Genomic DNA, 22266 nt, shown 5'->3' on the forward strand with positions numbered 1-22266 from the left:
ATTCAATTGTTAAAGAGCGGTGGGTTGATTCTTTCGTCTCAACCGAGGCGCGCATTCTACGCTAGCCTCACATCCTGTCAAGCGTTTATTTTGAAGTTTTTCCGGGGAAACCTGAACAACTTCAACCACTTGACTCGCTTCGATCGCTCGTTAGCGGGAGGCGAATTCTACAGCGTTTCAAACCGCTGTCAACCACCTTTTTCACCGCTATCGATCCAGAAGACCGAAACACCACCTCGCTGCTTACTTCGGTTAACTCGTTGATAATCAAGGAGTTTTCCGTTTCGTCTGCGCCGGAAGTGGGGCGAATTATAGAGAGATTGGCGAGGGCGTCAACTGCTAATTTCAACAAACTGTCACATTGGTCAAAACAAAGGGGCAAGCCTGACGGCTTGCCCCTTTCCTGATGCTCAAAGGCTGGGGAATGCGAACTGCGATGCTTCGTGACTGGCACGTTGAGGCCAGCGCTGGGTGATCGCCTTGCGCCGGGTATAGAAACGGACCCCATCCGGACCATACGCATGCAGGTCACCGAACAACGAGCGTTTCCAGCCACCGAAGCTGTGGTAGGCAACAGGTACCGGCAAGGGCACGTTCACGCCGACCATGCCTACTTCGATCTCGTCGCAGAACAGGCGTGCCGCTTCACCATCACGAGTGAAGATGCAGGTGCCGTTGCCATACTCATGGTCGTTGATCAGCTGCATGGCTTGCTCGAGGCTGTCGACCCGCACGATGCACAGCACTGGGCCGAAGATCTCTTCTTTATAGATACGCATCTCAGGCGTCACGTGATCGAACAGGCAACCGCCGAGGAAGAAGCCATCCTCGTTGCCCGAAACACTCAGGCCACGACCATCGACCACCAGCTTGGCGCCCGCCTGCTCGCCGTCATCGACATAGCCGGAAACCTTGTCCCGTGCCTGGGCGGTGACCAGAGGGCCCATGTCCAGGCCGCACGTGGTACCTGCGCCGATCTTCAGCGCCTTGATTTGGGGAGTCAGCTTGGCCACCAGGGCGTCGGCCACCTGATCACCGACGCATACTGCTACCGAAATGGCCATGCATCGCTCGCCGCACGAACCGTACGCAGCCCCCATCAGGGCACTGACCGCGTTATCCAGATCGGCATCGGGCATGAGCACTGCGTGGTTCTTCGCGCCGCCCAGCGCCTGGACACGTTTGCCCCGGCGAGTGCCTTCGCTATAGATGTACTCGGCAATAGGGGTCGAGCCCACGAAGCTCAACGCCTTCACTTCCGGCGCCTCGATCAGGGCATCCACCGCAACCTTGTCGCCATGCACCACGCTGATAACACCCGCGGGCAAGCCGGCTTCGAGCAGCAGCTGCGCTATATAGAGTGTGGAGCTGGGATCACGCTCGGAAGGTTTGAGAATGAAGCAGTTGCCGCAGACGATCGCCAGCGGATACATCCACAGCGGCACCATCGCCGGGAAGTTGAACGGTGTGATACCGGCAACGATACCCAACGGCTGGAAATCGGACCATGCATCGATATTGGGCCCGACGTTGCGGCTGTACTCGCCCTTTAGGACTTCAGGCGCAGCGCAGGCGAACTCGACGTTCTCGATGCCGCGCTTCAATTCGCCAGCGGCGTCTTCTAGGGTCTTGCCGTGTTCTTCGCTGATCATCTGGGCGATCTTGGCTTCGTTCTGCTCCAGCAATTGCTTGAAGCGGAACATGACCTGAGCACGCTTGGCAGCGGGGGTCTTGCGCCAGGCAGGAAAGGCGGCCTTGGCAGCATCGATGGCTTGCTGCACGGTTTCGCGAGTGGCCAGTTGCAGCTTGTGGATCGCTTGACCTGTCGACGGGTTGAAGACGTCCGCCGTGCGATCGCCGCCGGAAACCAGATCGCCGTTGATCAAGTGTTGGATAGTGCTCATGCAGGGGGCTCCTTGAAAAAGGGTCAGTCGATCTGATTGAGGGCGTCGCCAACGGCGTCGAACAGGCGGTCCAGGTCTTGCGGCTGGGCATTGAAGGTAGGCCCGAACTGCAGGGTGTCGCCGCCGAAACGCACATAGAAGCCGGCCTTCCACAACTTCATGGAGACTTCGTACGGACGCACGATGGCGTCTCCGTCGCGAGGTGCCAGTTGAATCGCGCCAGCCAGACCGTAGTTGCGGATGTCGACGATATTCTTCGCGCCTTTCACGCCATGCAGCACGTTCTCGAAATGCGGCGCCAGCTCGGCCACGTTCTGCACCAGGTTCTCGCGCTGCAACAGGTCCAACGCTGCCAGGCCGGCGGCGCAGGCTACGGGGTGAGCCGAGTAGGTGTAGCCGTGGGGGAATTCGACCGCGTACTCAGGCGTCGCCTGGTTCATGAAGGTCTGGTAGATCTCGCTGCTGGCCACCACCGCGCCCATCGGGATGGCTCCGTTGGTCACCTGCTTGGCGATGCACATCAGGTCCGGGGTGACGCCGAAAGTGTCGGCACCGAACATGGCGCCGGTACGGCCGAAACCGGTGATCACCTCATCGAAGATCAACAGGATGTTGTGCTGGTCGCAGATTTCGCGCAGGCGCTTGAGATAACCCACGGGCGGCGGCAATACGCCGGCCGAACCGGCCATAGGCTCGACGATCAGTGCAGCGATGTTGGAGGCGTCGTGCAGCTCGATGACCTTGAGCATTTCATCGGCCAGGGCGATACCGCCCTCTTGCGGCGAGCCTTTGGAATAGGCGTTGCCCGGTAACAGCGTGTGCGGGATGTGATCCACATCCATCAGTTGGCCGAACATCTTGCGATTGCCGTTGACCCCGCCCAGGCTGGTGCCCGCCACGTTGACGCCGTGGTAACCACGGGCACGGCCGATGAGTTTGGTCTTGGTCGCCTGGCCCTTGAGGCGCCAGTAGGCGCGTACCATTTTCACGGCCGTGTCGCAGCATTCGGAGCCGGAGTTGGTATAGAAGACGTGATTGAGGTTGCCGGGGGTGAGATCGGTGATTTTCTCTGCCAACTGGAACGACAAGGGGTGGGCGTACTGAAAAGCCGGTGAGTAGTCGAGTACACCGAGCTGACGGGAAACCGCTTCCTGAATTTCCTTGCGCGAATGGCCAGCCCCGCAGGTCCACAGGCCTGACAGGCTGTCGTAGATCTTGCGTCCCTTGTCATCGGTCAGCCAGCTACCTTCGGCGGCGACGATGATTCGCGGGTCGCGTTGGAAGCTACGGTTAGCCGTGTAGGGCATCCAGTGGGCATCGAGCTTGAGTTGGCTGGCGACGCCGACGGGGGCGTTTTCGGGCATGTTCATGTGCAGGAACCTCTCAGAGCGATTAGAGACGCGATGACAAGCGTGTTGCCCCTAAGTTGTCACGGCGATAAAGTCTGGAAAACACAACTTTTGCGATCTTCAGTTAGGCAGTCACTAAACTATGAGCCGACGCCCCGACCCACTTGCGCAAGTCAGCGACTTCGACATCCGCCTGCTGCGTATCTATCGCAGCGTAGTGGAATGCGGCGGTTTTTCCGCAGCCGAGAACGTATTGGGTATAGGCCGTTCGGCGATCAGTCAGCAAATGAGCGATCTTGAGCAACGCCTGGGTCTGCGTCTGTGTCAGCGTGGGCGTGCCGGGTTCTCGTTGACGGAGGAAGGTCGCGAGGTCTATCAGTCCGCCTTGCAATTGCTCGGCGCCCTGGAAAGCTTTCGCACCGAGGTCAATGGGCTGCATCAACATCTGCGCGGTGAGCTGAATATCGGTTTGACCGATAACCTGGTGACCTTGCCGCACATGCGCATCACTCACGCCTTGGCACAACTGAAGGATCGGGGCCCGGATGTACGCATCCAGATCCGCATGATCGCCCCCAGCCAAGTCGAGCAAGGGGTGCTCGATGGCAGCCTGCATGTGGGGGTGGTGCCACAATCGAGCCCGCTTTCAGGGCTCGAGTACCAACCCTTGTACAGCGAGCGGTCACTGCTGTACTGCGCTGTCGGCCATCCACTGTTCTACGCCAGCGATGCCGAACTGGACAACGGCCGCCTCAACGCCCAGGAAGCCATTGCCCCGACCTTCCGTCTGCCAGCCGATATCCAGGCGCAGTACCAGGCACTCAACTGCACCGCCAGTGCTTCGGACCGGGAAGGCATGGCCTTTCTGATCCTGACCGGCCGCTATATCGGCTACCTGCCCGACCACTACGCAACGTTCTGGGTCCAGCAGGGACGACTGCGCGCGCTGAAACCCAGCGAGCGATTCTATGACCTGAGTCTATCCTGGGTCACCCGCAAGGGCAGGCGCCCCCATTTGGTGCTGGAAAGCTTTCTGGAGAGCCTGATTGAAACCCGCTAGAAATTATTATCTTGTTGTTTCAAAAGGATTTTAATAGCTGGCAGGAAATCAATCCTGAGCAGTTGGACAGCTTTTTGCACAGTGCCTGGCAACGAATGCCCATCGACTGCGCCGAGAGCTCGACCTCATGCCTCCAGATACCTCCTCCTCGAACGAACTGATCTACGGCCTGGATGACCGGCCAGCCCCCGCAGCCTCGGTGCTGGCTGCTTTGCAGCATGTGCTGGCGGCGTTCGTCGGCATCATCACCCCGCCCTTGATCATTGGCTCGGCGTTGGGCCTGACCGCTCACCTGCCCTACCTGATCAGCATGGCGCTGATGGTATCCGGGGTCGGTACGTTCATTCAGGCGCGGCGCCCGTTCGGCATCGGCGCCGGCATGATTTGCCTGCAGGGCACCAGTTTCGCCTTTCTCGGGGCCGTGCTGTCCGCAGGCTTCATCGTCAAGCAACGGGGCGGGAGCCCCGAGGACATTCTGGCGATGATTTTCGGCGTGTGCTTCTTTGGCGCGCTGGTGCAGATCGTGTTGAGCCGATTCATCGGTCAACTGCGCCGGGTCATCACACCCCTGGTGACAGGCATCGTCATTACCCTGATCGGCGTCAGCCTGATCAAGGTCGGCATCACCGACCTGGGAGGCGGCTTCAATGCGCCGGATTTCGGCGCGCCCGGCAACCTGGCCCTGGGCGCCTTCGTGCTGGTAGTCATCATCCTGTTGAACCGCAGCAATACGCCCTGGGTGCGCCTCTCGGCGATTATCATCGGCCTGCTGGTGGGCAGTATCGCCGCGTGGTTCAGCGGCAAGCTGGTGCCACAACCATTGCCCGACCTGCCACTGCTCAGCGTGCCGATTCCGTTCCGCTTCGGTTTCAGTTTCGACTGGACGGCGTTCCTGCCGGTAGCGCTGATCTACCTGATCAGCACCATTGAGACGGTGGGCGACCTGACGGCCAACTGCATGCTGTCGCGCCAGCCGATCAGCGGCCCCAGCTACATCAAACGGCTCAAGGGCGGGGTACTGGGCGACGGGGTGAGTTGCATGCTGGCCGCGACCTTCAGCGCCTTTCCCAACACCACGTTTGCCCAGAACAATGGGGTGATCCAGCTGACGGGGGTGGCCAGCCGCTACGTCGGCCTGTATATCGGGGCCATCCTGTTTCTGCTTGGCTTGGTGCCCCTCATTGGCGCAGTCCTGCAACAGATACCCAAACCGGTGCTGGGCGGTGCGACCCTCGTGATGTTCGGCAGCGTGGCAGCTGCCGGGGTCCGGATCTTGGCCCAGTCGCCTCTGGACCGTCGCAACATGCTGATCATCGCGACCTCCTTCGGGGTTGGCCTGGGGGTGGCGGCGCAGCCGAACCTGTTGCACCTGATGCCCAAGCTGGTACAGAACCTGTTCGATTCGGCCATCACCAGCGGCGGCATTACCGCTCTGGTGATGTGCCTGCTGCTACCCGAGCCCAAGGATGTGGTCGCCGTAGAGCAAGGCCTCGAAAACGAGGCGGTGTGAACCGCTGTTCGAGAAATTTTCGCAACAGCGCTTGTCTGATCGAGGTGGGTGCGTTATCAACGCATCTGCCGCACCCACACGATCCGTTCGGAATTGCCCATGACCCTTGAAGTTCCCGCGCACAGCACCCCCGCCAACGGTAAACCCGCCAGCCGCATCCGGCAGAAGAACGAAGAAGCGATCCTCAAGGCTGCGGAAGACGAATTCGCGCGCCATGGCTTCAAAGGCACCAGCATGAACACCATTGCGGTCAATGCCGGGCTGCCCAAAGCGAACCTGCACTATTACTTCACCAACAAGCTGGGGCTGTACATTGCAGTACTGAGCAACATCATCGAACTGTGGGACAGCACCTTCAACAACCTCAACGCCGATGACGATCCCGGTGAGGCGCTGACGCACTATATTCGCGCCAAGATGGAGTTTTCCCGACGCCAACCCCAGGCCTCGCGGATTTTCGCCATGGAGATCATCAGTGGCGGTGAATGCCTGAGCGAGTATTTCAGCCAGGACTACCGCGTGTGGTTCAAAGGCCGTGCCGCTGTGTTCCAGGCCTGGATCGATGCCGGTAAGATGGATCCCATCGACCCCGTACACCTGATCTTCCTGCTATGGGGCAGCACTCAGCATTACGCTGATTTCGCCACGCAGATCTGCCGCGTCACCGGCCGGGCACGGCTGACCAAGCAGGATTTCGAGGAAGCGAGTGACAACCTGATCCGTATCATTCTCAAGGGGTGCGGGTTGAACCCGGCGGTGTGAACACCGCGACAGCCAAGAGATAACGATGCCTTCCACCCTGCTGGGCCCCTGCGAGTTTCGTGAAGAGATACGCAAGAGCCGCTTCATCACCCTGGCCGCGCCAATCACCAGCGTGGCCGATGCCCAGGCCTTCATCGAACAGTCCAGTGACCTGGCGGCAACCCATAACTGCTGGGCCTGGAAGCTGGGCGAGCAGTATCGCAGCAATGACGATGGCGAGCCGGGCGGTACCGCCGGCCGGCCGATCCTGGCGGCCATCGAGGCGCAGGATTGCGATCAGGTGGTGGTGCTGGTGATTCGCTGGTACGGCGGCATCCAGCTGGGCACCGGGGGGCTGGCTCGCGCCTATGGCGGCGGCGCGAACAAATGTCTGCAGCAGGCCGAGAAACGGCTGTTGATAAGTCGTGTCAGCGTGAGCTGCTCCTGCACCTTCAGTGAGCTGGCGCTGGTCAAGCTGCGCGTCGCGGAAGCGCAAGGGCTGGTCACGGGCGAGGATTTCACCAGCAATGGCGTTGACCTGAGACTGGCAATCGCACGCGAATCCATCGCCGGCTTGCAACAGCAACTGGCCGACCTGTCCCGCGGACGGATTCTTCTGGCAGAGGCGGACTGAGCAGTACGTCGGTTGCTCACAGCTACTGTGCACCTGCTTGTGGATAAGCTCGGGGTAGAGCGCTGAAAGCCGCGCGCCAGAAGGCTTGCAGGGCTTTGTCCGTTTTTTGACCAATAACCGATTGAAGGCTATTTTTTCAGAGTTGAATCAGACGGTTAGCACTGTTTATCGCGTTTTTTCCGTGCGCTCTCAATCGTTATAGCCGGCCCTGGGGTTGCGCACAGAAACTGTGGAGCAAGCTGTGGATAAACCGTGCATGCCTGGCATGACCCCTGACGCCTTCGGCGGTTGCTGCAATCGCTCATTTTTTGACCAGCACAGGATCGGGCAGTCCCGCGCCGATTTGGGGCGCATGACATGGGTGCGGTGATCAACGGGCCTTGCCTGGCCGGTGAGTCCGCCCGCCGAATGCGCGGCCCGCCTACCCCACGGCATAAAGCTGACCTGTTGGCCAGGAAATTGCTTTATCCACAGCCGTTCTCTCACGGTTCGAGCGCATCATGCCCAATCTCACGTCTGCCCCACGTCTGCTGATGCGCGGCATCAGCAAGCAGTACCCTGGCTGCCTGGCCAACGATCGCATCGACTTGCAGATCGAGGCGGGCGAAATCCGTGCATTGCTGGGCGAAAACGGCGCGGGCAAAAGCACCTTGATGAAGATCATCTACGGCGTCACCCAGCCCGATGCCGGCCAGATCAGCTGGCAGGGTCAACCCATGACCATGCGCAATCCGGCCCAGGCACGAGGGCTGGGTATCGGCATGGTATTCCAGCACTTCTCGCTGTTCGAAACCCTGAGCGTGGCCCAGAACATCGCCCTGGCCATGGGTGCGGGGCAGACGCCCAAGCAGCTCGAGCCCCGCATCCGCGAAGTCTCGGCCCGTTATGGCATGAGCCTGGAGCCGCAACGGCTGGTGCACAGCTTGTCCATCGGCGAGCGCCAGCGCGTGGAGATCGTGCGCTGCCTGATGCAGGACATACGCTTGCTGATCCTCGACGAGCCCACCTCTGTATTGACGCCGCAGGAGGCCGACGAGTTGTTCGTGACCCTGCGTCGCCTGGCCAGTGAGGGCTGCAGCATCCTGTTCATCAGCCACAAACTGGGTGAAGTGCGCGCCCTGTGCCACAGTGCCACCGTACTGCGCAGCGGCCGTGTGTCAGGGCACTGCGTGCCCGCGCAATGTTCGGATCTGCAGCTGGCGCGGTTGATGGTGGGTGACGCCGACACACTGGCCAGCGCCTATCCCAAGGCCGTGGGCGGGCTGCCCTTTCTAGGTGTCACCGGGCTCTCCTGGCATAACCCCGACCCCTTTGGCTGCTCTCTGCAACAGATCGACCTGCAGGTGAACAGTGGCGAAATCGTCGGTATCGCCGGTGTGGCGGGCAGCTGCCAGGATGAACTGCTGGCGTTGCTCAGCGGCGAGCAACTCTGCGAGCCTGGGCAAATTACCTTTGCCGAAGAAGCGGTCGGCCACCTTCGCCCGGATCGCCGCCGCGCTCACGGCATGGCGTTCGTACCGGCCGAACGACTGGGGCACGGTGCGGTGCCAGAGCTGAGCCTGGCCGACAATGGGCTGCTGACGGCCTTTGGCCAAGGACTGATCAGCAAGGGCCTTGTTCAACGGGGCAAAGTGCTCAAGCTCGCGGAGGAAATCATCCGTCGCTTCGGAGTCAAGGCTTCGGGACCCCACGCGGCGGCCCGCAGCTTGTCGGGCGGCAACCTGCAGAAATTCATTCTCGGCCGCGAGATTCTTCAGCAACCCAAGCTGCTGATAGCGGCCCATCCGACCTGGGGCGTGGACGTCGGCGCCGCTGCCACCATCCATCGTGCCCTGATCGCACTGCGTGATGCCGGCGCGGCGATCCTGGTGATTTCCGAAGACCTGGACGAGCTGTTTCTGATCAGCGACCGACTCGGCGCGCTGAGTGGCGGGCGCCTCAGCGGATTGAAGGCCACCCAGAGCACGGACCCGGTAGAAGTGGGCAGCTGGATGGCCGGCCGCTTCGATGTCCCTTCCCCCACATGCGCCGTTGGAGCCTGCTGATGCTGCTTTCCCTTGAACCTCGTGGCCAGCAATCCAGGCTCATGCTGTGGTGCTCCCCTTTGCTGGCCGCCGTACTGACCCTGGCCTGCGGCGCACTGCTGTTCGTTGCGCTGGGCCATGGCCCCTTGATCACCCTGCATACGCTACTGATTGCACCGATCAGCGACCTTTATGGTGTATCGGAGCTTTTGGTCAAGGCCTTGCCGATCCTGCTCTGCGCCCTGGGCCTGGCCGTGGCCTATCAAGCGCGCATCTGGAACATCGGCGCCGAAGGCCAGTTGCTGATGGGGGCGCTGGCGGGTAGCGCGCTGGCGGTGCATATCATCGATATGCAGAGCCGCTGGGCGCTGGTGGCGATACTGGCCGTGGGTACCTTGGGTGGCGCGGCCTGGGCGGGACTGACGGCGTGGCTGCGCACACGCTTCAACGCCAATGAGATCCTCACCAGCATCATGCTCAACTACATCGCCTTGAACCTGTTGCTGTACTGCGTGCACGGGCCGTTGAAGGACCCGGCCGGGTTCAACTTTCCCGAGTCGGCCATGTTCGGTGATGCCAGCCGCCTGCCGCTGTTGATGGACGATGGCCGGGTACACGCCGGGGTGTACTTCGCCCTGCTGGCGCTGGTGGCGGTATGGGTGCTGCTGCAACGCAGTTTCCTCGGTTTTCAGATCAAGGTGCTGGGGCTGGACAAACGCGCGGCCGGCTTCGTCGGGTTTCGCGAGAAGCCCCTGGTGTGGCTGGCCCTGCTGGTCAGCGGTGCGTTGGCCGGGCTGGCTGGAGTCAGTGAGGTGACCGGGCCGATTGGCCAACTGGTGCCGCAGGTGTCGCCGGGCTATGGCTATGCCGCCATTACCGTGGCCTTTCTCGGCCGGCTGAACCCGATTGGGATCGTATTTTCCAGCCTGCTGATGGCCTTGCTTTACCTGGGCGGCGAGAGCGCGCAGATGAGCCTCAATCTGCCCCAGGCGATCACGCAGTTGTTCCAGGGCATGATGCTGTTCTTCCTGCTGGCCTGCGATGTGCTGATTCTCTACCGCCCGCGCCTGCACAAGCGCTGGGCTCGTCGCGCCGCCGGCGCAACTGTCGTGGGAGCGGCGTGATGGATATGGACCTGTTGGGCAATATTCTCTACGCCATGGTGCGCTGCGGTACGCCGTTGTTGCTGGTGGCCCTGGGTGAGTTGATCTGCGAGAAGAGCGGCGTGCTGAACCTAGGGCAGGAAGGCATGATGCTGTTCGGCGCGGTGATCGGCTTTATCGTTGCCCTGAGCACGGGCAACCTGTGGCTGGGCGTGCTGCTGGCGATGCTGGCCGGCATGCTGCTGGCATCGTTGTTCGCGGTGGTGGCGTTGTTCTTCAGCGCCAATCAGGTGGCTACGGGGTTGGCCCTGACCATCTTCGGTGTTGGCTTGTCGACCTTCGTCGGTGCGGCATGGGTGGGCAAGCCGCTGAGCGGTTTCGAGCCTGTTGCAATTCCCTACCTCAGCGATATCCCGTTGATCGGACGCATGCTGTTCGCGCAGGACCTGCTGGTCTACCTGTCCTTCGGGCTGTTCGCGGCGGTGGCCTGGGTCATCGTGAAAAGCCGTGCGGGGCTGATCGTTCAGGCCGTGGGCGAGAACCCGGATGCCGCCAGTGCCATGGGCCTGCCGGTATTGCGGGTACGCACGCTCGCGGTGTTGTTTGGCGGTGCCATGGCCGGGCTTGCCGGCGCCTATCTCTCGCTGGCCTACACACCGATGTGGGCGGAAAACATGACTGCCGGTCGCGGCTGGATCGCCCTGGCGCTGGTGGTATTCGCTAGTTGGCGGGTATGGCGGCTGTTGTTGGGAGCCTACCTGTTCGGCTTGGCGAGCATTCTGCATCTGGTGGCTCAGGGTGTGGGCCTGGCGATTCCGTCGAATCTGCTGGCGATGCTGCCGTATGTGGCCACGATCGTGGTGCTGGTCCTGCTGTCTCGCGATGCACTGCGCACCCGGCTGTATGCGCCGGTTTCACTGGGTAAGCCATGGCAGCCTGGGGATTGAAACTGGCGACTGGAACGATCTGGTCATCAGATTGGACTGGCGTTGGCGCAGGGAAGGTTTAGGCTGAGCTTCTTTGCGAGGAGAACTGCGATGACAACGGCAAAAACCGCGCTGGTGATCGGTGCATCCCGTGGCCTGGGCCTTGGACTGGTGGAACGGCTGACAGAAGACGGCTGGGAGGTCACCGCCACGGTGCGCGATCCGGCCAAGGTGCCGGTGGCGCTCAAGGCGACCGGGGCCCGAGTCGAGGCGCTGGAGATGACCAACCTGGAGTCGATGGACGCGCTGAAGATCACCTTGCAGCAACAGACCTTCGACCTGCTGTTCATCAATGCCGGCATTTCCGGTCCGTTGGGCTACGACACGGACGGGGCCAGCGCTGCCGATATCGGTGAGTTGTTCATCGTCAATGCGGTGGCACCGATTCGGCTGGCCCAGCGCCTGGCCGAGAATGTCCCCGACAGCGGCGTGATCGCCTTCATGAGTTCGGTGCTGGGCAGCGTGACCATGCCAGAGGGCTCGCCCATGGCGTTGTACAAGGCCAGCAAGGCGGCGCTCAACTCCATGACCAATACCTTCGTTGTCGAACTGGCTCGGCCACAGTTGACGGTGCTGTCGATGCACCCTGGCTGGGTCAAGACCGACATGGGCGGCGACGGTGCCAGCCTGGACGTGGCGACGAGTACCCGGGGCATGGTGGATGTGGTGACCGCACAGCTGGGCAAGGGTGGCCACCGGTTCCTGGACTACAAAGGCGAAACCATTAGCTGGTAAGATGCTTCCCGCGCCGGGCCACCGGCGCCCCTGGATCAGCAGACAGGGCATCACTGAGCTGGCAAACCTGAACCCATCATTCAGAGGAGCCGGCCCATGCCTGCGACCCGTATCTGGTTGAAAAACCCCCTCGCCGTATTCACCGGCAACGACCTGGACGCCCGTGGCGGCCTGGTTATCCACAATGGCCTGATCGAACAGGTGCTGGCGATCGGGCAAACCCCTGCCCTGCCCTGCGACAGTGTCTTGGATGCCCGCGAGCATGTGCTGCTGCCCGGCCTGATCAACACCCATCACCACTTCTATCAAACCCTGACTCGTGCCTGGGGCCCGGTGGTCAACGAGCCGTTGTTTCCGTGGCTCAAGACCTTGTACCCGGTATGGGCCCGGCTGACGCCCCAGAAGCTGGCGCTGGCCAGCAAGGTGGCGCTGGCCGAATTGCTGCTGTCGGGCTGTACCACCGCGGCCGACCATCATTATCTGTTTCCCGACGGGTTGGAAAATGCCATCGATGTGCAGGTCGAGGTGGTGCGTGAGCTAGGCATGCGTGCCCTGCTGACCCGCGGCTCCATGAGCCTGGGCGAGGCGGAGGGCGGCTTGCCGCCGCAACAGACCGTGCAACAGGGCGAGGTGATCCTGGCCGACAGCGAGCGGCTGGTGCAGCGCTATCACCAGCGCGGTGACGGAGCCCAGATTCAGATTGCTCTGGCGCCCTGCTCGCCCTTTTCCGTGACGCCTGAAATTATGCGCGCCAGTGCCGAGATGGCGGAGCGTCTGGATGTCCGGCTACACACGCATCTGGCCGAAACCCTGGATGAAGAGGATTTCTGCCTGCAGCGCTTCGGCCTGCGGACCGTGGATTATCTGGACAGCGTCGGTTGGCTGGGGCCGCGTACCTGGCTTGCCCATGGCATTCACTTCAATCCCGACGAGATTGCGCGGCTGGGCGCGGCGGGCACGGGGGTGTGTCATTGCCCCAGTTCGAACATGCGCCTGGCCTCGGGTATCTGTCCAACGCTTGACCTGCTGGCGGCCGGCGCGCCCATCGGACTGGGTGTGGATGGATCGGCATCCAATGACGCTTCGAACATGATGTTGGAAGCGCGTCAGGCGCTGTATATCCAGCGGTTGCGGTATGGCGCGGCGAAGATCACACCGGAGTTGGTGTTGGGTTGGGCGACCCGCGGCTCGGCACAGTTGCTGGGGCGTAGCGACATCGGTGAATTGGCCGTGGGCAAGCAGGCGGACCTGGCGATGTTCAAGCTCGACGAGTTGAGGTTCTCCGGCAGCCACGATCCGGTCAGTGCGTTGTTGCTGTGTGGTGCGGACCGGGCCGACCGAGTGATGGTGGGTGGCCGCTGGCGGGTGGTGGATGGGCAGGTCGAGGGGTTGGATGTGCAGGGGTTGATTGCCGATCACCGGCAGGCCGCGGGGGCGCTGATCAACGGCGGTTGAGAACGCCCCCGCGGGCGGTGATATCGGCGGCGTGCAGGCGATCGCTTTCGCGGCTGCACGCCGCTCCTACGGGGTTTGTGGTCGCTGGACGCGGCTACAACCCCAGCACCGACAGCATGATGAAGGTGGCGAACAGGACGAAATGGGTCATGCCCTCGATGGCATTGGTTTCGCCGTCGTTGAGGTTGATCGCGCACACCAGCAGGGTGATGAAGATCATCACGGTCTGCACCGGGGTCATTGCCATCTGGAACGGCTGGCCGCTGTAGAGCGCCAGCCCTTCCATCACCGGTACGGTGAGGATCACCGTGGACAACGACGCCCCCAGGGCGATGTTGACCACCGACTGCATCCGGTTGGCCAAAGCCGCGCGCAGTGCTGTGAGAATCTCGGGTGCCGCGGAAATGGCCGCTACCAGAATCGCGGTCATCACCGGGGGAGCACCCGTGCCTTCCAGACCCAGGTCGATGGTCTTGGACATCACTTCGGCCAGGGCGCCGATCACCACCACACCGAAGATCAGCGTGGCGATGGACAGGGTCAGGTTCACCGGTTTCTCCGGCTCGCTGGACGGCACCTTGCGCTTTTTCTTCTCCGGATAGCTGTAGCTGAAGAAATAGCTGTGAGGCCCGACCTGCATGCGCAGAAACAACGCGTAGAGCACGATCATCGCGCCAATGGTGAAGCCGGAATAGACTTTCCAGTCACCTTCGGGAATGAACTCGGGCACCACCATCGACACGCCCATGGCGGTGAGGATCATCACGCTATAGGTGCGCGCCGAGTCGTCGTTGTAGGACTGCTCGCCGTGCTTGAGGCCACCCATCAGCGCCGCCAGACCCAGGATACCGTTGATGTCGAGCATCACCGCCGAATAGATGGTGTCACGCACCAGGGTCGGCGACGGTTCGTTGTTCATCATGATGCCCAATACCACCACTTCCACCAGCACGGCGGACAAGGTGAGGATCATGGTGCCGTAGGGGTCGCCGAACTTTTCCGCCAGAAGCTCCGCATGCCCGGCGACCCGGATCGAAGCGAAGATGATGGCGATCACCAGTGCAATACCTGCTGCCAGTGCGACGCCGTTGCCGTGGCTGAGCAGATAGTGTTCTGCGGGGAATGCCACGCATGCGGCGAGTACCGCCAAGAGTAGAAATTTTTCCTGCCTGAGTAGCGCGCCCATGGTCTGCCTTTTGATTGCTGCGACCGCTAGCCGCTGGAAGTAACGAGATGTGTCGCGTTTGAGAGTGTGGTGGGGCGTAAAGGTTTCACCGGGCGAGGTGCGGGGATCGGCGGGGGGGCCGGACGCGGCTTACGCCGCTGCTACAGGAATACCGCGTTGTAGCAGCGGCGTAAGCCGCGTCAGCGAACGACACGGATCAACCGCAGCAGCGGCGTAAGCCGCGTCAGCCAACGACACGGATCAACCGTAGCAGCGGCGTGAGCCGCGTCAGCCGGCGACACGGATCAACCGTAGCAGCGGCGTGAGCCGCGTCAGCCGGCGACGCGGTCTGCCGCCTGGCTCACCAACCAATCGTGCACGGCACGGCGCGCCGGGGTGTTGAGGGCGCCTTCGCGATAGGCCAGCACATACTTCTTGCGCGCCTTGATCGGCCAGCCAAACGGCACGATCAGCGAGCCCTGCTCCAGTTCGTCGGTGATCAGCGCCCGGCGGGCGATGGCCACGCCCATGCCCATGCGCGCCGCTTCGATGGTGAGGTGATTGCGGTTGAAGGTATGGCCGCGCCGGACATCGATACCGTCCGCGCCGATGGCGGACAGATAGAATTCCCACTCGGCGTATTCATAACTGCCGCGCCAGGCGGTGATGTCGTGCAACAGCGGGAAGTGCACCAACTGGCCCGGGCTGTCGAGCGCCGGACGTCCCTGAAGTAGCGCGGGGGAACATACGGGAAAGAGTTCTTCTTCCAATAATGGCGTGGTCACCAGCCCCGGATAACTGCCGTCGTTCAAGTCGATGGCCAGGTCGAAATCATCATCACGCAGCGAGCCGCTGCTGTCTTCGGCGATCACCCGCAGTTGCAGCTCCGGGAACGCTCTTTCCAATGCAGGTAAACGCGGCATCAGCCACTTGCTGAGAAACGAAGGAATACTGCGCAACTTGAAAACACCGCCAATGGCGCCGGAATGCAACAGGCGCAATTCTTCATCGATGCGGCTGTGCACCTCATTGGCAACCACGGCCAGGCGTTGCCCCTGGGCGGTAAGTTCCAATCCACGACCGACGCGATGAAACAGCGCAAAACCCAGTCGATCTTCCAGCTGTTTCATTTGCTGGCTGATGGCCCCGGGGGTGACATGAAGTTCATCGGCGCAGCGCGTAAACGACAAATGCCGCGCCGCGCAGGCAAAGACCTGCAGCCAGGCATGCATTTGTGCGTTGAGGATCTTACTCATCAATGAGCCCCGCTAAACGATGACTTAGAAAGTATCGTTTGTCTGAAAAGTCCGCCAGTCCAAAGATAAGCCCATGTAAAGGGGCCTCGGCGTCAAGTCGTGGACTGGAAAGTGACGAGTTTATAGAGAATTGGGCAACGGCCATGGCTATCAGCGTATTCGACATGTTCAAGATCGGCATCGGCCCTTCCAGTTCCCATACCGTGGGGCCGATGCGGGCAGCGGCGTTGTTCGTCGACCAGTTGCATGCGCAAGGGCTGAGCGCGCTGGTCGAGCGTGTCGAAGCGCGCCTGTACGGCTCGCTGTCGGCCACCGGCATCGGCCACGGCAGTGACCGCGCCACGCTGATGGGCCTGATGGGCGAGTGGCCGGACAAGGTCGACCCTGCGGCTGTGGCCCCGCGGGTGGACGCTGTGATCGAGGCCGGGCGGTTGCGTCTGGGGGAACACGAGATCAATTTCGACTGGCAGCGTGACATGCGCCTGATCGATGAAAGCCTGCCCTACCACCCCAATGGCATGACCCTGCTGGCCTACCTGAAGAACGGCCAGGTGCACGAGCAGACCTACTATTCAGTGGGTGGCGGGTTCGTGGTGGATGCCGAGCAGGCCGCGAGTGGCGTGCTCGACAGCGACACCACGGTACTGCCTTACGATTTCTTTTCCGCGGCGCAGTTGCTGCAGCTGTGCAAGCAGACGGGCATGAGCGTGTCCGAGCTGATGATGGAGAACGAGAAAGTCTGGCGCAGCGAAGCCGAGATTCGCGAGCGCGTGGCGGTCATCTGGCAGGCCATGCAGCGTTGCGTGGACAAGGGCATGAGCGAACAGGGCATCCTGCCGGGCGGGCTGAAGGTGCGCCGCCGCGCCTATCGCCTGCATCAGAACCTGATGGAGGTGGGCAAGCCGAATGTCATCGGTTCTACCCTGAGCGCCATGGAGTGGGTGAATCTGTTCGCGTTGGCGGTGAACGAAGAAAACGCTGCGGGCGGGCGCATGGTCACGGCGCCCACCAACGGCGCAGCGGGGATCATCCCTGCGGTGCTGCATTACTACATGAAATTCAATCCGGATGCTTCGGCGGACGATGTGGTGAAGTTCTTTCTCGCCGCAGCTGCGGTCGGAATTCTGTGCAAGAAGAATGCATCGATTTCAGGCGCTGAAGTGGGTTGTCAGGGAGAGGTCGGTTCGGCGTGCGCCATGGCCGCGGCAGGTCTGGCCGAAGTGTTGGGGGCCAGCCCGGAGCAGGTAGAGAATGCTGCGGAGATCGGCCTGGAGCATAACCTGGGATTGACCTGCGACCCGGTCGGCGGGCTGGTGCAGGTGCCGTGCATCGAGCGCAATGCGATTGCCGCGGTGAAGGCCATCAACGCCGCGCAGATGGCGTTGCGGGGGGATGGGGAGCATTTCATTTCCTTGGACCACGCGATTCGGACCATGCGCGATACCGGGGCGGATATGCATGATAAGTACAAGGAGACCTCCCGTGGGGGGTTGGCCGTGAATCTGGTGGAGTGTTGAAGGTTTCGCGGTGCACCGGTTGGAGGCTTGGGTGAGGTGGGCTGCACTTTTGTGGGGTGGGTGAAGGGTTGGGGATTTGTGGTGGATGGTCCCCTCACCCCAGCCCTCTCCCTGAGGGAGAGGGGGCTAGAAGCAGATCGTGGGTAGCCGCGGCGCATCGTGCGGCCCTCTCTCCCTGAGGGAGAGGGGGCTAGAAGCAGATCGTGGGTAGCCGCCGCCGCATCGTGCGCGGCCACGCGGTGCTTATTTGTCTTGTTGGTCAGCTTTTTGCATTGATCTGCCAGCCGATCATCACGGCCCACACGATCACAAGGAGCTTACCTGCATGCTATCGAACACCCTCAAGCGTCGTCCGCTCAAAGCTGTTTTGTGTGCCGTGGCGGCGGCCATTGCGCTGGGTTCCAGCCTGGCTGCCAGCGCGGCCGACCCGCTGAAGGTCGGCTTCGTCTACATCGGCCCGATCGGCGACCACGGCTGGACGTATCAGCATGAGCAGGGCCGCCAGGCGCTGATCAAGGAAATGGGCGACAAGATCACCACCAACTACGTGGAGAACGTGGCCGAGGGTGCCGATGCCGAGCGGGTGATCCGTAACATGGCCAAGGACAAGTACGACCTAATCTTCACCACCTCCTTCGGTTACATGAACCCGACCCTCAAGGTGGCCAAGCAATTCCCCAAAGTGACGTTCGAGCACGCCACCGGCTACAAGCAGGACAAGAACATGGGCACCTACCTGGCGCGCACCTATGAAGGGCGCTACGTAGGGGGCTACCTGGCCGCGAAGATGACCAAGACCAAGAAGGTCGGTTACGTGGCCTCGTTCCCGATTCCCGAAGTGATCCGGGATATCAACGCCATCCAGTTGGCTTTGAACAAGTACAACCCAGGCACCGAGATGAAAGTGGTGTGGGTGAACTCCTGGTTCGATCCGGGCAAGGAAGCGGACGCAGCCAATGCACTGATCGACCAGGGTGTGGACGTGGTCTTCCAGCACACCGACAGCCCCGCTCCGATCCAGGCGGCCGAACGCCGGGGTGTCTACGCAGTGGGTTATGCCTCGGACATGGCGCACTTCGGACCCAAGGCCGTGTTGACGTCGATCGTCAACAACTGGGGACCGCATTACATTCAAGCCACCCAAAGCGTGATCGACGGCACCTGGAAATCCCAGGATTACTGGGGTGGGCTGAAGGAAGGCACCGTGCAGCTGCCGATCAGCGACCTGGTGCCGGCTGATGTGAAGGCCGAGGCGCAGAAGCTCATCGCCGATATCGAAAGTGGGGCGCTGCATCCGTTCACCGGGCCGATCAAGGATCAGAACGGCGTGGAAAAACTCGCCTCCGGGGTGACCGCCAGCAACGCCGAGTTGGCCTCGATGAACTATTACATCGAAGGCATGACAGCCAAGCTCCCCCAATAACGTAGCAGCGGCGCACGCCGCGTCAACGCGCGCCGCGGTACTCCCGGGAAGGCAGACCGCGTGCTCCATACAGAGGTGTTCGTTGGACACATTACCCATCATCGATATCACCGCGCTGTACCGCGATGACCCTGTGGCGCGGCAGGACGTTGCCGATGCCATCGACCAGGCGTGTCGGCAGTGGGGTTTCTTCTATATCAAGGGCCACCCCATCAGCCCCGAACGGATCGCCCAGGTGCAGGCCATGGCCAAGGCATTCTTCGCGCTCGAGCCGGATGAAAAACTCAAGATCGACATCACCCAGACTCGCCATCATCGCGGCTATGGGGCCATTGCCACCGAGCAGTTGGACCCGGCGCTGCCCAGCGACCTGAAAGAAACCTTCGACATGGGCCTGCACTTGCCGGCCGATCATCCCGACGTACTGGCAGGCAAGCCGCTGCGCGGGCCCAATCGGCATCCCGACCTGCCCGGTTGGGAAGCGCTGATGCAGCAGCACTATCTGGACATGCAGAGCCTGGCCCAGACCTTGCTGCGGGCCATGACCGTTCACCTGGGCATTGCAACGGACTTTTTCGACCTTCGGTTCCAGGACCCGGTCAGCGTGCTGCGCATGATCCACTACCCGCCGCGGCAGACCGCCAGCTGCGCCGAGCAGCAAGGCGCTGGCGCCCACACCGACTATGGCTGCGTGACGCTGTTGTACCAGGACAGTGCCGGCGGCCTGCAAGTGCGCAATGTGCAGGGCCAATGGATCGATGCGCCGCCCATCGATGGCACTTTCGTGGTCAATCTGGGCGACATGATGGCGCGCTGGAGCAATGATCGCTACCTCTCCACGCCACACCGGGTGGTCAGCCCGCTGGGCGTGGATCGCTATTCGATGCCGTTCTTCGCCGAGCCCCATCCCGACACGGTGATCGAATGCCTGCCAGGCTGTCACAGTGACGAGCACCTGGCCAAATACCCGAGCACGACCTGCGCTCAATTCCTGCTGTCGCGGTTTGCCGATACCTATGCCTATCGACGGGAACCCGAAGCAGTGAACTGAACCAGCTGGTCAGGTTTCACCGCCTGGCCCACCGAACATCTGTAGAATGTCGCGCTTGATTGCACCTGATGAGAGAACACCATGTACGACTGGCTCAATGCCTTGCCCAAGGCTGAACTGCACATGCACCTGGAGGGTTCGCTGGAGCCCGAGTTGCTGTTCGCCCTGGCCGAGCGCAACAAGATCGCGCTGCCCTGGAACGATGTAGAGGCGCTGCGCGGGGCCTATGCGTTCAACAACCTGCAGGAGTTTCTGGACCTGTACTACCGGGGCGCCGACGTGCTGCGCACCGAGCAGGACTTCTACGACCTGACCTGGGCCTACCTGCTGCGCTGCCAAGCCCAGAACGTGGTTCATACCGAGCCGTTCTTCGACCCGCAGACCCACACCGACCGAGGCGTTGCCTTCGAAGTGGTGCTCAACGGTATTACCGCAGCGTTGAAAGATGGCCGCTCGCAACTGGGCGTGGACAGCGGGCTGATCCTCAGCTTCCTGCGCCACCTGAGCGAGGATGAGGCGCAAAAGACCCTGGACCAGGCACTGCCATTTCGCGATGCCTTCGTCGCCGTGGGCCTGGACAGCTCCGAAGTCGGCCATCCGCCGAGCAAGTTCAAGCGCGTTTTCGACCGTGCCCGCGACGAAGGCTTCCTGACCGTGGCCCACGCCGGTGAAGAAGGCCCGCCCGAGTACATCTGGGAAGCCCTGGACCTGCTCAAGATCCAGCGTATCGACCATGGCGTGCGCGCCATCGAAGACGAGCGGCTGATGCAGCGCATCATCGATGAGCAGATTCCGCTGACCGTGTGCCCGCTCTCCAACACCAAGCTGTGCGTGTTCGACGACATGAGCCAGCACAACATCCTGGACATGCTCGAACGCGGCGTGAAGGTCACGGTGAACTCGGACGACCCGGCCTATTTCGGCGGTTACGTCACCGAGAACTTCCATGCCCTGTACACCCATCTGGGCATGACCGAGGACCAGGCCAAGCGTTTGGCACAAAACAGCCTGGACGCTCGCCTGAGCAAACCTTGAACGGCTGAGCAACTTTGCCTCATGGGGTTTGCAGCCCCATGCGGGCGATCTCCCTGGCGCCCAGCCGGGTCACCTGCAGTTGCCGATTGTCTTCATTGAGCTTGACCCAACCGGACTGCAGGAACAGCTTCATCAGGCTGGCGCCCAGCGCGCCACCCAGATGGGGGCGTTCGGTGCTCCAGTCGCAGCACGTTTGCATCGCCAGACGCTCGCGATTGACCAACGCCTGGGTATAGATCCCCCAATTGGCCAACTGGCTGCTTCCTTCGGTAGTGATTTCGAGGCGCTGCTCGTAATGCTCAAGCCAGCGACTTTCGACCATGCGCTGAAACAGATCGGCGGCCAGCACGCCGCCCAGATGATCCTGGCATAAGCGCGCCTGATGCAGGGCCGTCACCGGACTCAAGGTGTGCACGCCGTCGTCGAGCGCCAGCCGGGACGGTGCCTTGACGTATGACACGCAGGCCAGCGCCTCGACCGCGGCACCGACCTCGGGTTTGGCCAGCCTGAAGAAGCGTTTGCGCCCGCGCGCTTCCAGGGTCAGCAAGCCCCCGGCAGACAGGCGCGCCAGGTGTGCGCCCGCCGAAGACATCGATACGCCCGCCAGCGAAGCCAGTTCGTCGGCGCCCCGCGCCGTACCGTCGATAAGCGCCCAGAGCATTGCGCTGCGTTTGGGGTCGGCCAGCAAAGTGGCAATCTGGCTGATGCAAGGTACCGGTTCCATGTATTCACTCCCTGTGGTAACGATCGTCGTTCTGGCAATAGATGCCGGCAGAATATATGCACCTAGGGGTTGTACGGAATTGGACGAATCGCGCCGCCACTCGGCAAAGTGCACGGGATGCATCGATACTTGTGTGAGCCGGGACCTACAATTTCGGCAACACACCTTGCAGCAATTGCTCCAAGGCCCGAATTTCATCGGGCGCTGTGCGCAAACCGCCTCGAAATGAGTTGAAGCCCTGTAGTTAAGCCCACATGGACTAGAGAGATTTCATGCAGAACCAGTCCCTTGCTGCCTACAGGAATATTGCACGCCCCTGCCCAAACCGTTAGTCAGGCACTCGCTCGCCGGCCTCTGCTCGCAGGAATAAGCGCTACACTGGAGCCTCCAATCGAGCCACAGGACATCAGTCATGAAAGTTCTGGTCACTGAGTTGGCGTTACCCAAGGGCGTCCGCTGGCAGGTCCGCATGGACCAGCACGTGGTGTCATTTCGTAGTGAGGCCGAGGCGCAGGCCTTCGTTGCCACATTGCAGGCACGCTTGAGCGCGCCTCATCGGTTGCCCACCCCCGGCCAGGCGGCCGGTTGAGGGTG

General features: G+C 61.7%; 19 protein-coding genes. 14 read left to right on the forward strand and 5 right to left on the reverse strand.

The genetic code is table 11. The features are described 5' to 3' along the window. Window positions 1–410: 410 nt before the first annotated feature. Together B3397_RS09250 and B3397_RS09255 are read right to left on the reverse strand one after the other, a co-directional pair. Window positions 411–1904 (reverse strand): CoA-acylating methylmalonate-semialdehyde dehydrogenase, encoded by a 1494-nt coding sequence (locus B3397_RS09250; RefSeq protein ID WP_296249276.1) that lies wholly within the window; start codon window positions 1902–1904, stop codon window positions 411–413. 23 nt (window positions 1905–1927) lie between these two features. Next, window positions 1928–3274 (reverse strand): aspartate aminotransferase family protein, encoded by a 1347-nt coding sequence (locus B3397_RS09255; RefSeq protein ID WP_296249278.1) that lies wholly within the window; start codon window positions 3272–3274, stop codon window positions 1928–1930. 121 nt (window positions 3275–3395) lie between these two features. Between B3397_RS09255 and B3397_RS09260 the strand changes: the two genes are divergently transcribed. The 9 genes from B3397_RS09260 (at window position 3396) to B3397_RS09300 (ending at window position 13501) form a co-directional block, all read left to right on the forward strand. Further along, window positions 3396–4313 (forward strand): LysR family transcriptional regulator, encoded by a 918-nt coding sequence (locus B3397_RS09260; RefSeq protein ID WP_296249280.1) that lies wholly within the window; start codon window positions 3396–3398, stop codon window positions 4311–4313. A gap of 127 nt (window positions 4314–4440) precedes the next feature. After that, window positions 4441–5823 (forward strand): uracil-xanthine permease family protein, encoded by a 1383-nt coding sequence (locus tag B3397_RS09265; RefSeq protein ID WP_296249283.1) that lies wholly within the window; start codon window positions 4441–4443, stop codon window positions 5821–5823. A 99-nt stretch (window positions 5824–5922) separates the two neighbouring features. Next, complete coding sequence (locus tag B3397_RS09270; protein ID WP_296249284.1) at window positions 5923–6585, forward strand: TetR/AcrR family transcriptional regulator; 663 nt, start codon at window positions 5923–5925, stop codon at window positions 6583–6585. Window positions 6586–6610: 25 nt separating this feature from the next. Next, entirely contained in the window at window positions 6611–7198 is a 588-nt protein-coding gene (locus B3397_RS09275; RefSeq protein ID WP_296249285.1) for an IMPACT family protein, read from the forward strand. Between the two features lie 500 nt (window positions 7199–7698). Continuing rightward, window positions 7699–9243, forward strand: a complete 1545-nt coding sequence (locus tag B3397_RS09280) for an ABC transporter ATP-binding protein (RefSeq protein WP_296249286.1) — start codon at window positions 7699–7701, stop codon at window positions 9241–9243. After that, window positions 9243–10346 (forward strand): ABC transporter permease, encoded by a 1104-nt coding sequence (locus B3397_RS09285; RefSeq protein WP_296249289.1) that lies wholly within the window; start codon window positions 9243–9245, stop codon window positions 10344–10346. The genes B3397_RS09280 and B3397_RS09285 overlap by 1 nt, the downstream gene beginning before the upstream one ends. Continuing rightward, complete coding sequence (locus tag B3397_RS09290) at window positions 10346–11272, forward strand: ABC transporter permease (protein WP_296249291.1); 927 nt, start codon at window positions 10346–10348, stop codon at window positions 11270–11272. Before B3397_RS09285 ends, B3397_RS09290 begins: the two co-directional genes overlap by 1 nt. A 90-nt stretch (window positions 11273–11362) precedes the next feature. Then, on the forward strand, window positions 11363–12046 hold the full coding sequence (locus B3397_RS09295; protein WP_296249293.1) for an SDR family oxidoreductase: 684 nt from the start codon (window positions 11363–11365) through the stop codon (window positions 12044–12046). 96 nt (window positions 12047–12142) lie between these two features. Beyond that, window positions 12143–13501, forward strand: coding sequence for an 8-oxoguanine deaminase (locus B3397_RS09300; protein ID WP_296249295.1), 1359 nt, complete (start codon window positions 12143–12145; stop codon window positions 13499–13501). Window positions 13502–13595: 94 nt separating this feature from the next. On the opposite strand, the gene B3397_RS09305 is transcribed toward B3397_RS09300, so the two are convergent. Both B3397_RS09305 and B3397_RS09310 read right to left on the reverse strand, forming a co-directional pair. Continuing rightward, on the reverse strand, window positions 13596–14687 hold the full coding sequence (locus tag B3397_RS09305; RefSeq protein WP_296249296.1) for a calcium:proton antiporter: 1092 nt from the start codon (window positions 14685–14687) through the stop codon (window positions 13596–13598). A 311-nt stretch (window positions 14688–14998) separates the two neighbouring features. Next, window positions 14999–15922, reverse strand: coding sequence for a LysR substrate-binding domain-containing protein (locus B3397_RS09310; protein ID WP_296249298.1), 924 nt, complete (start codon window positions 15920–15922; stop codon window positions 14999–15001). Between the two features lie 143 nt (window positions 15923–16065). Here B3397_RS09310 and B3397_RS09315 point away from each other — a divergent pair, with 143 nt between their 5' ends. From B3397_RS09315 to B3397_RS09330, 4 genes are all read left to right on the forward strand, one after another. Next, window positions 16066–17439, forward strand: a complete 1374-nt coding sequence (locus tag B3397_RS09315; RefSeq protein ID WP_296249299.1) for an L-serine ammonia-lyase — start codon at window positions 16066–16068, stop codon at window positions 17437–17439. Between the two features lie 325 nt (window positions 17440–17764). After that, window positions 17765–18862 (forward strand): BMP family ABC transporter substrate-binding protein, encoded by a 1098-nt coding sequence (locus tag B3397_RS09320; protein WP_296249301.1) that lies wholly within the window; start codon window positions 17765–17767, stop codon window positions 18860–18862. 82 nt (window positions 18863–18944) lie between these two features. Then, window positions 18945–19913: a 2-oxoglutarate and iron-dependent oxygenase domain-containing protein gene (locus B3397_RS09325; RefSeq protein ID WP_296249303.1), complete on the forward strand. Its 969-nt coding sequence runs from the start codon at window positions 18945–18947 to the stop codon at window positions 19911–19913. Window positions 19914–19994: 81 nt separating this feature from the next. Further along, complete coding sequence (locus B3397_RS09330) at window positions 19995–20948, forward strand: adenosine deaminase (protein WP_296249304.1); 954 nt, start codon at window positions 19995–19997, stop codon at window positions 20946–20948. Window positions 20949–20967: 19 nt separating this feature from the next. Here B3397_RS09330 and B3397_RS09335 read toward each other — a convergent pair whose 3' ends face one another. Beyond that, window positions 20968–21672 carry an ArsR/SmtB family transcription factor gene (locus tag B3397_RS09335; RefSeq protein ID WP_296249307.1) on the reverse strand — a complete coding sequence of 235 codons (705 nt, stop codon included), beginning with the start codon at window positions 21670–21672 and terminating at the stop codon, window positions 20968–20970. Window positions 21673–22084: 412 nt separating this feature from the next. On the opposite strand from B3397_RS09335, the gene B3397_RS09340 reads away from it, so the two are divergent. After that, window positions 22085–22261: a hypothetical protein gene (locus B3397_RS09340; RefSeq protein ID WP_296249308.1), complete on the forward strand. Its 177-nt coding sequence runs from the start codon at window positions 22085–22087 to the stop codon at window positions 22259–22261. The last annotated feature ends 5 nt before the right edge of the window (window positions 22262–22266 follow it).

The organism is Pseudomonas sp. UBA4194, from assembly GCF_002379585.1.
GTDB lineage: Bacteria > Pseudomonadota > Gammaproteobacteria > Pseudomonadales > Pseudomonadaceae > Aquipseudomonas.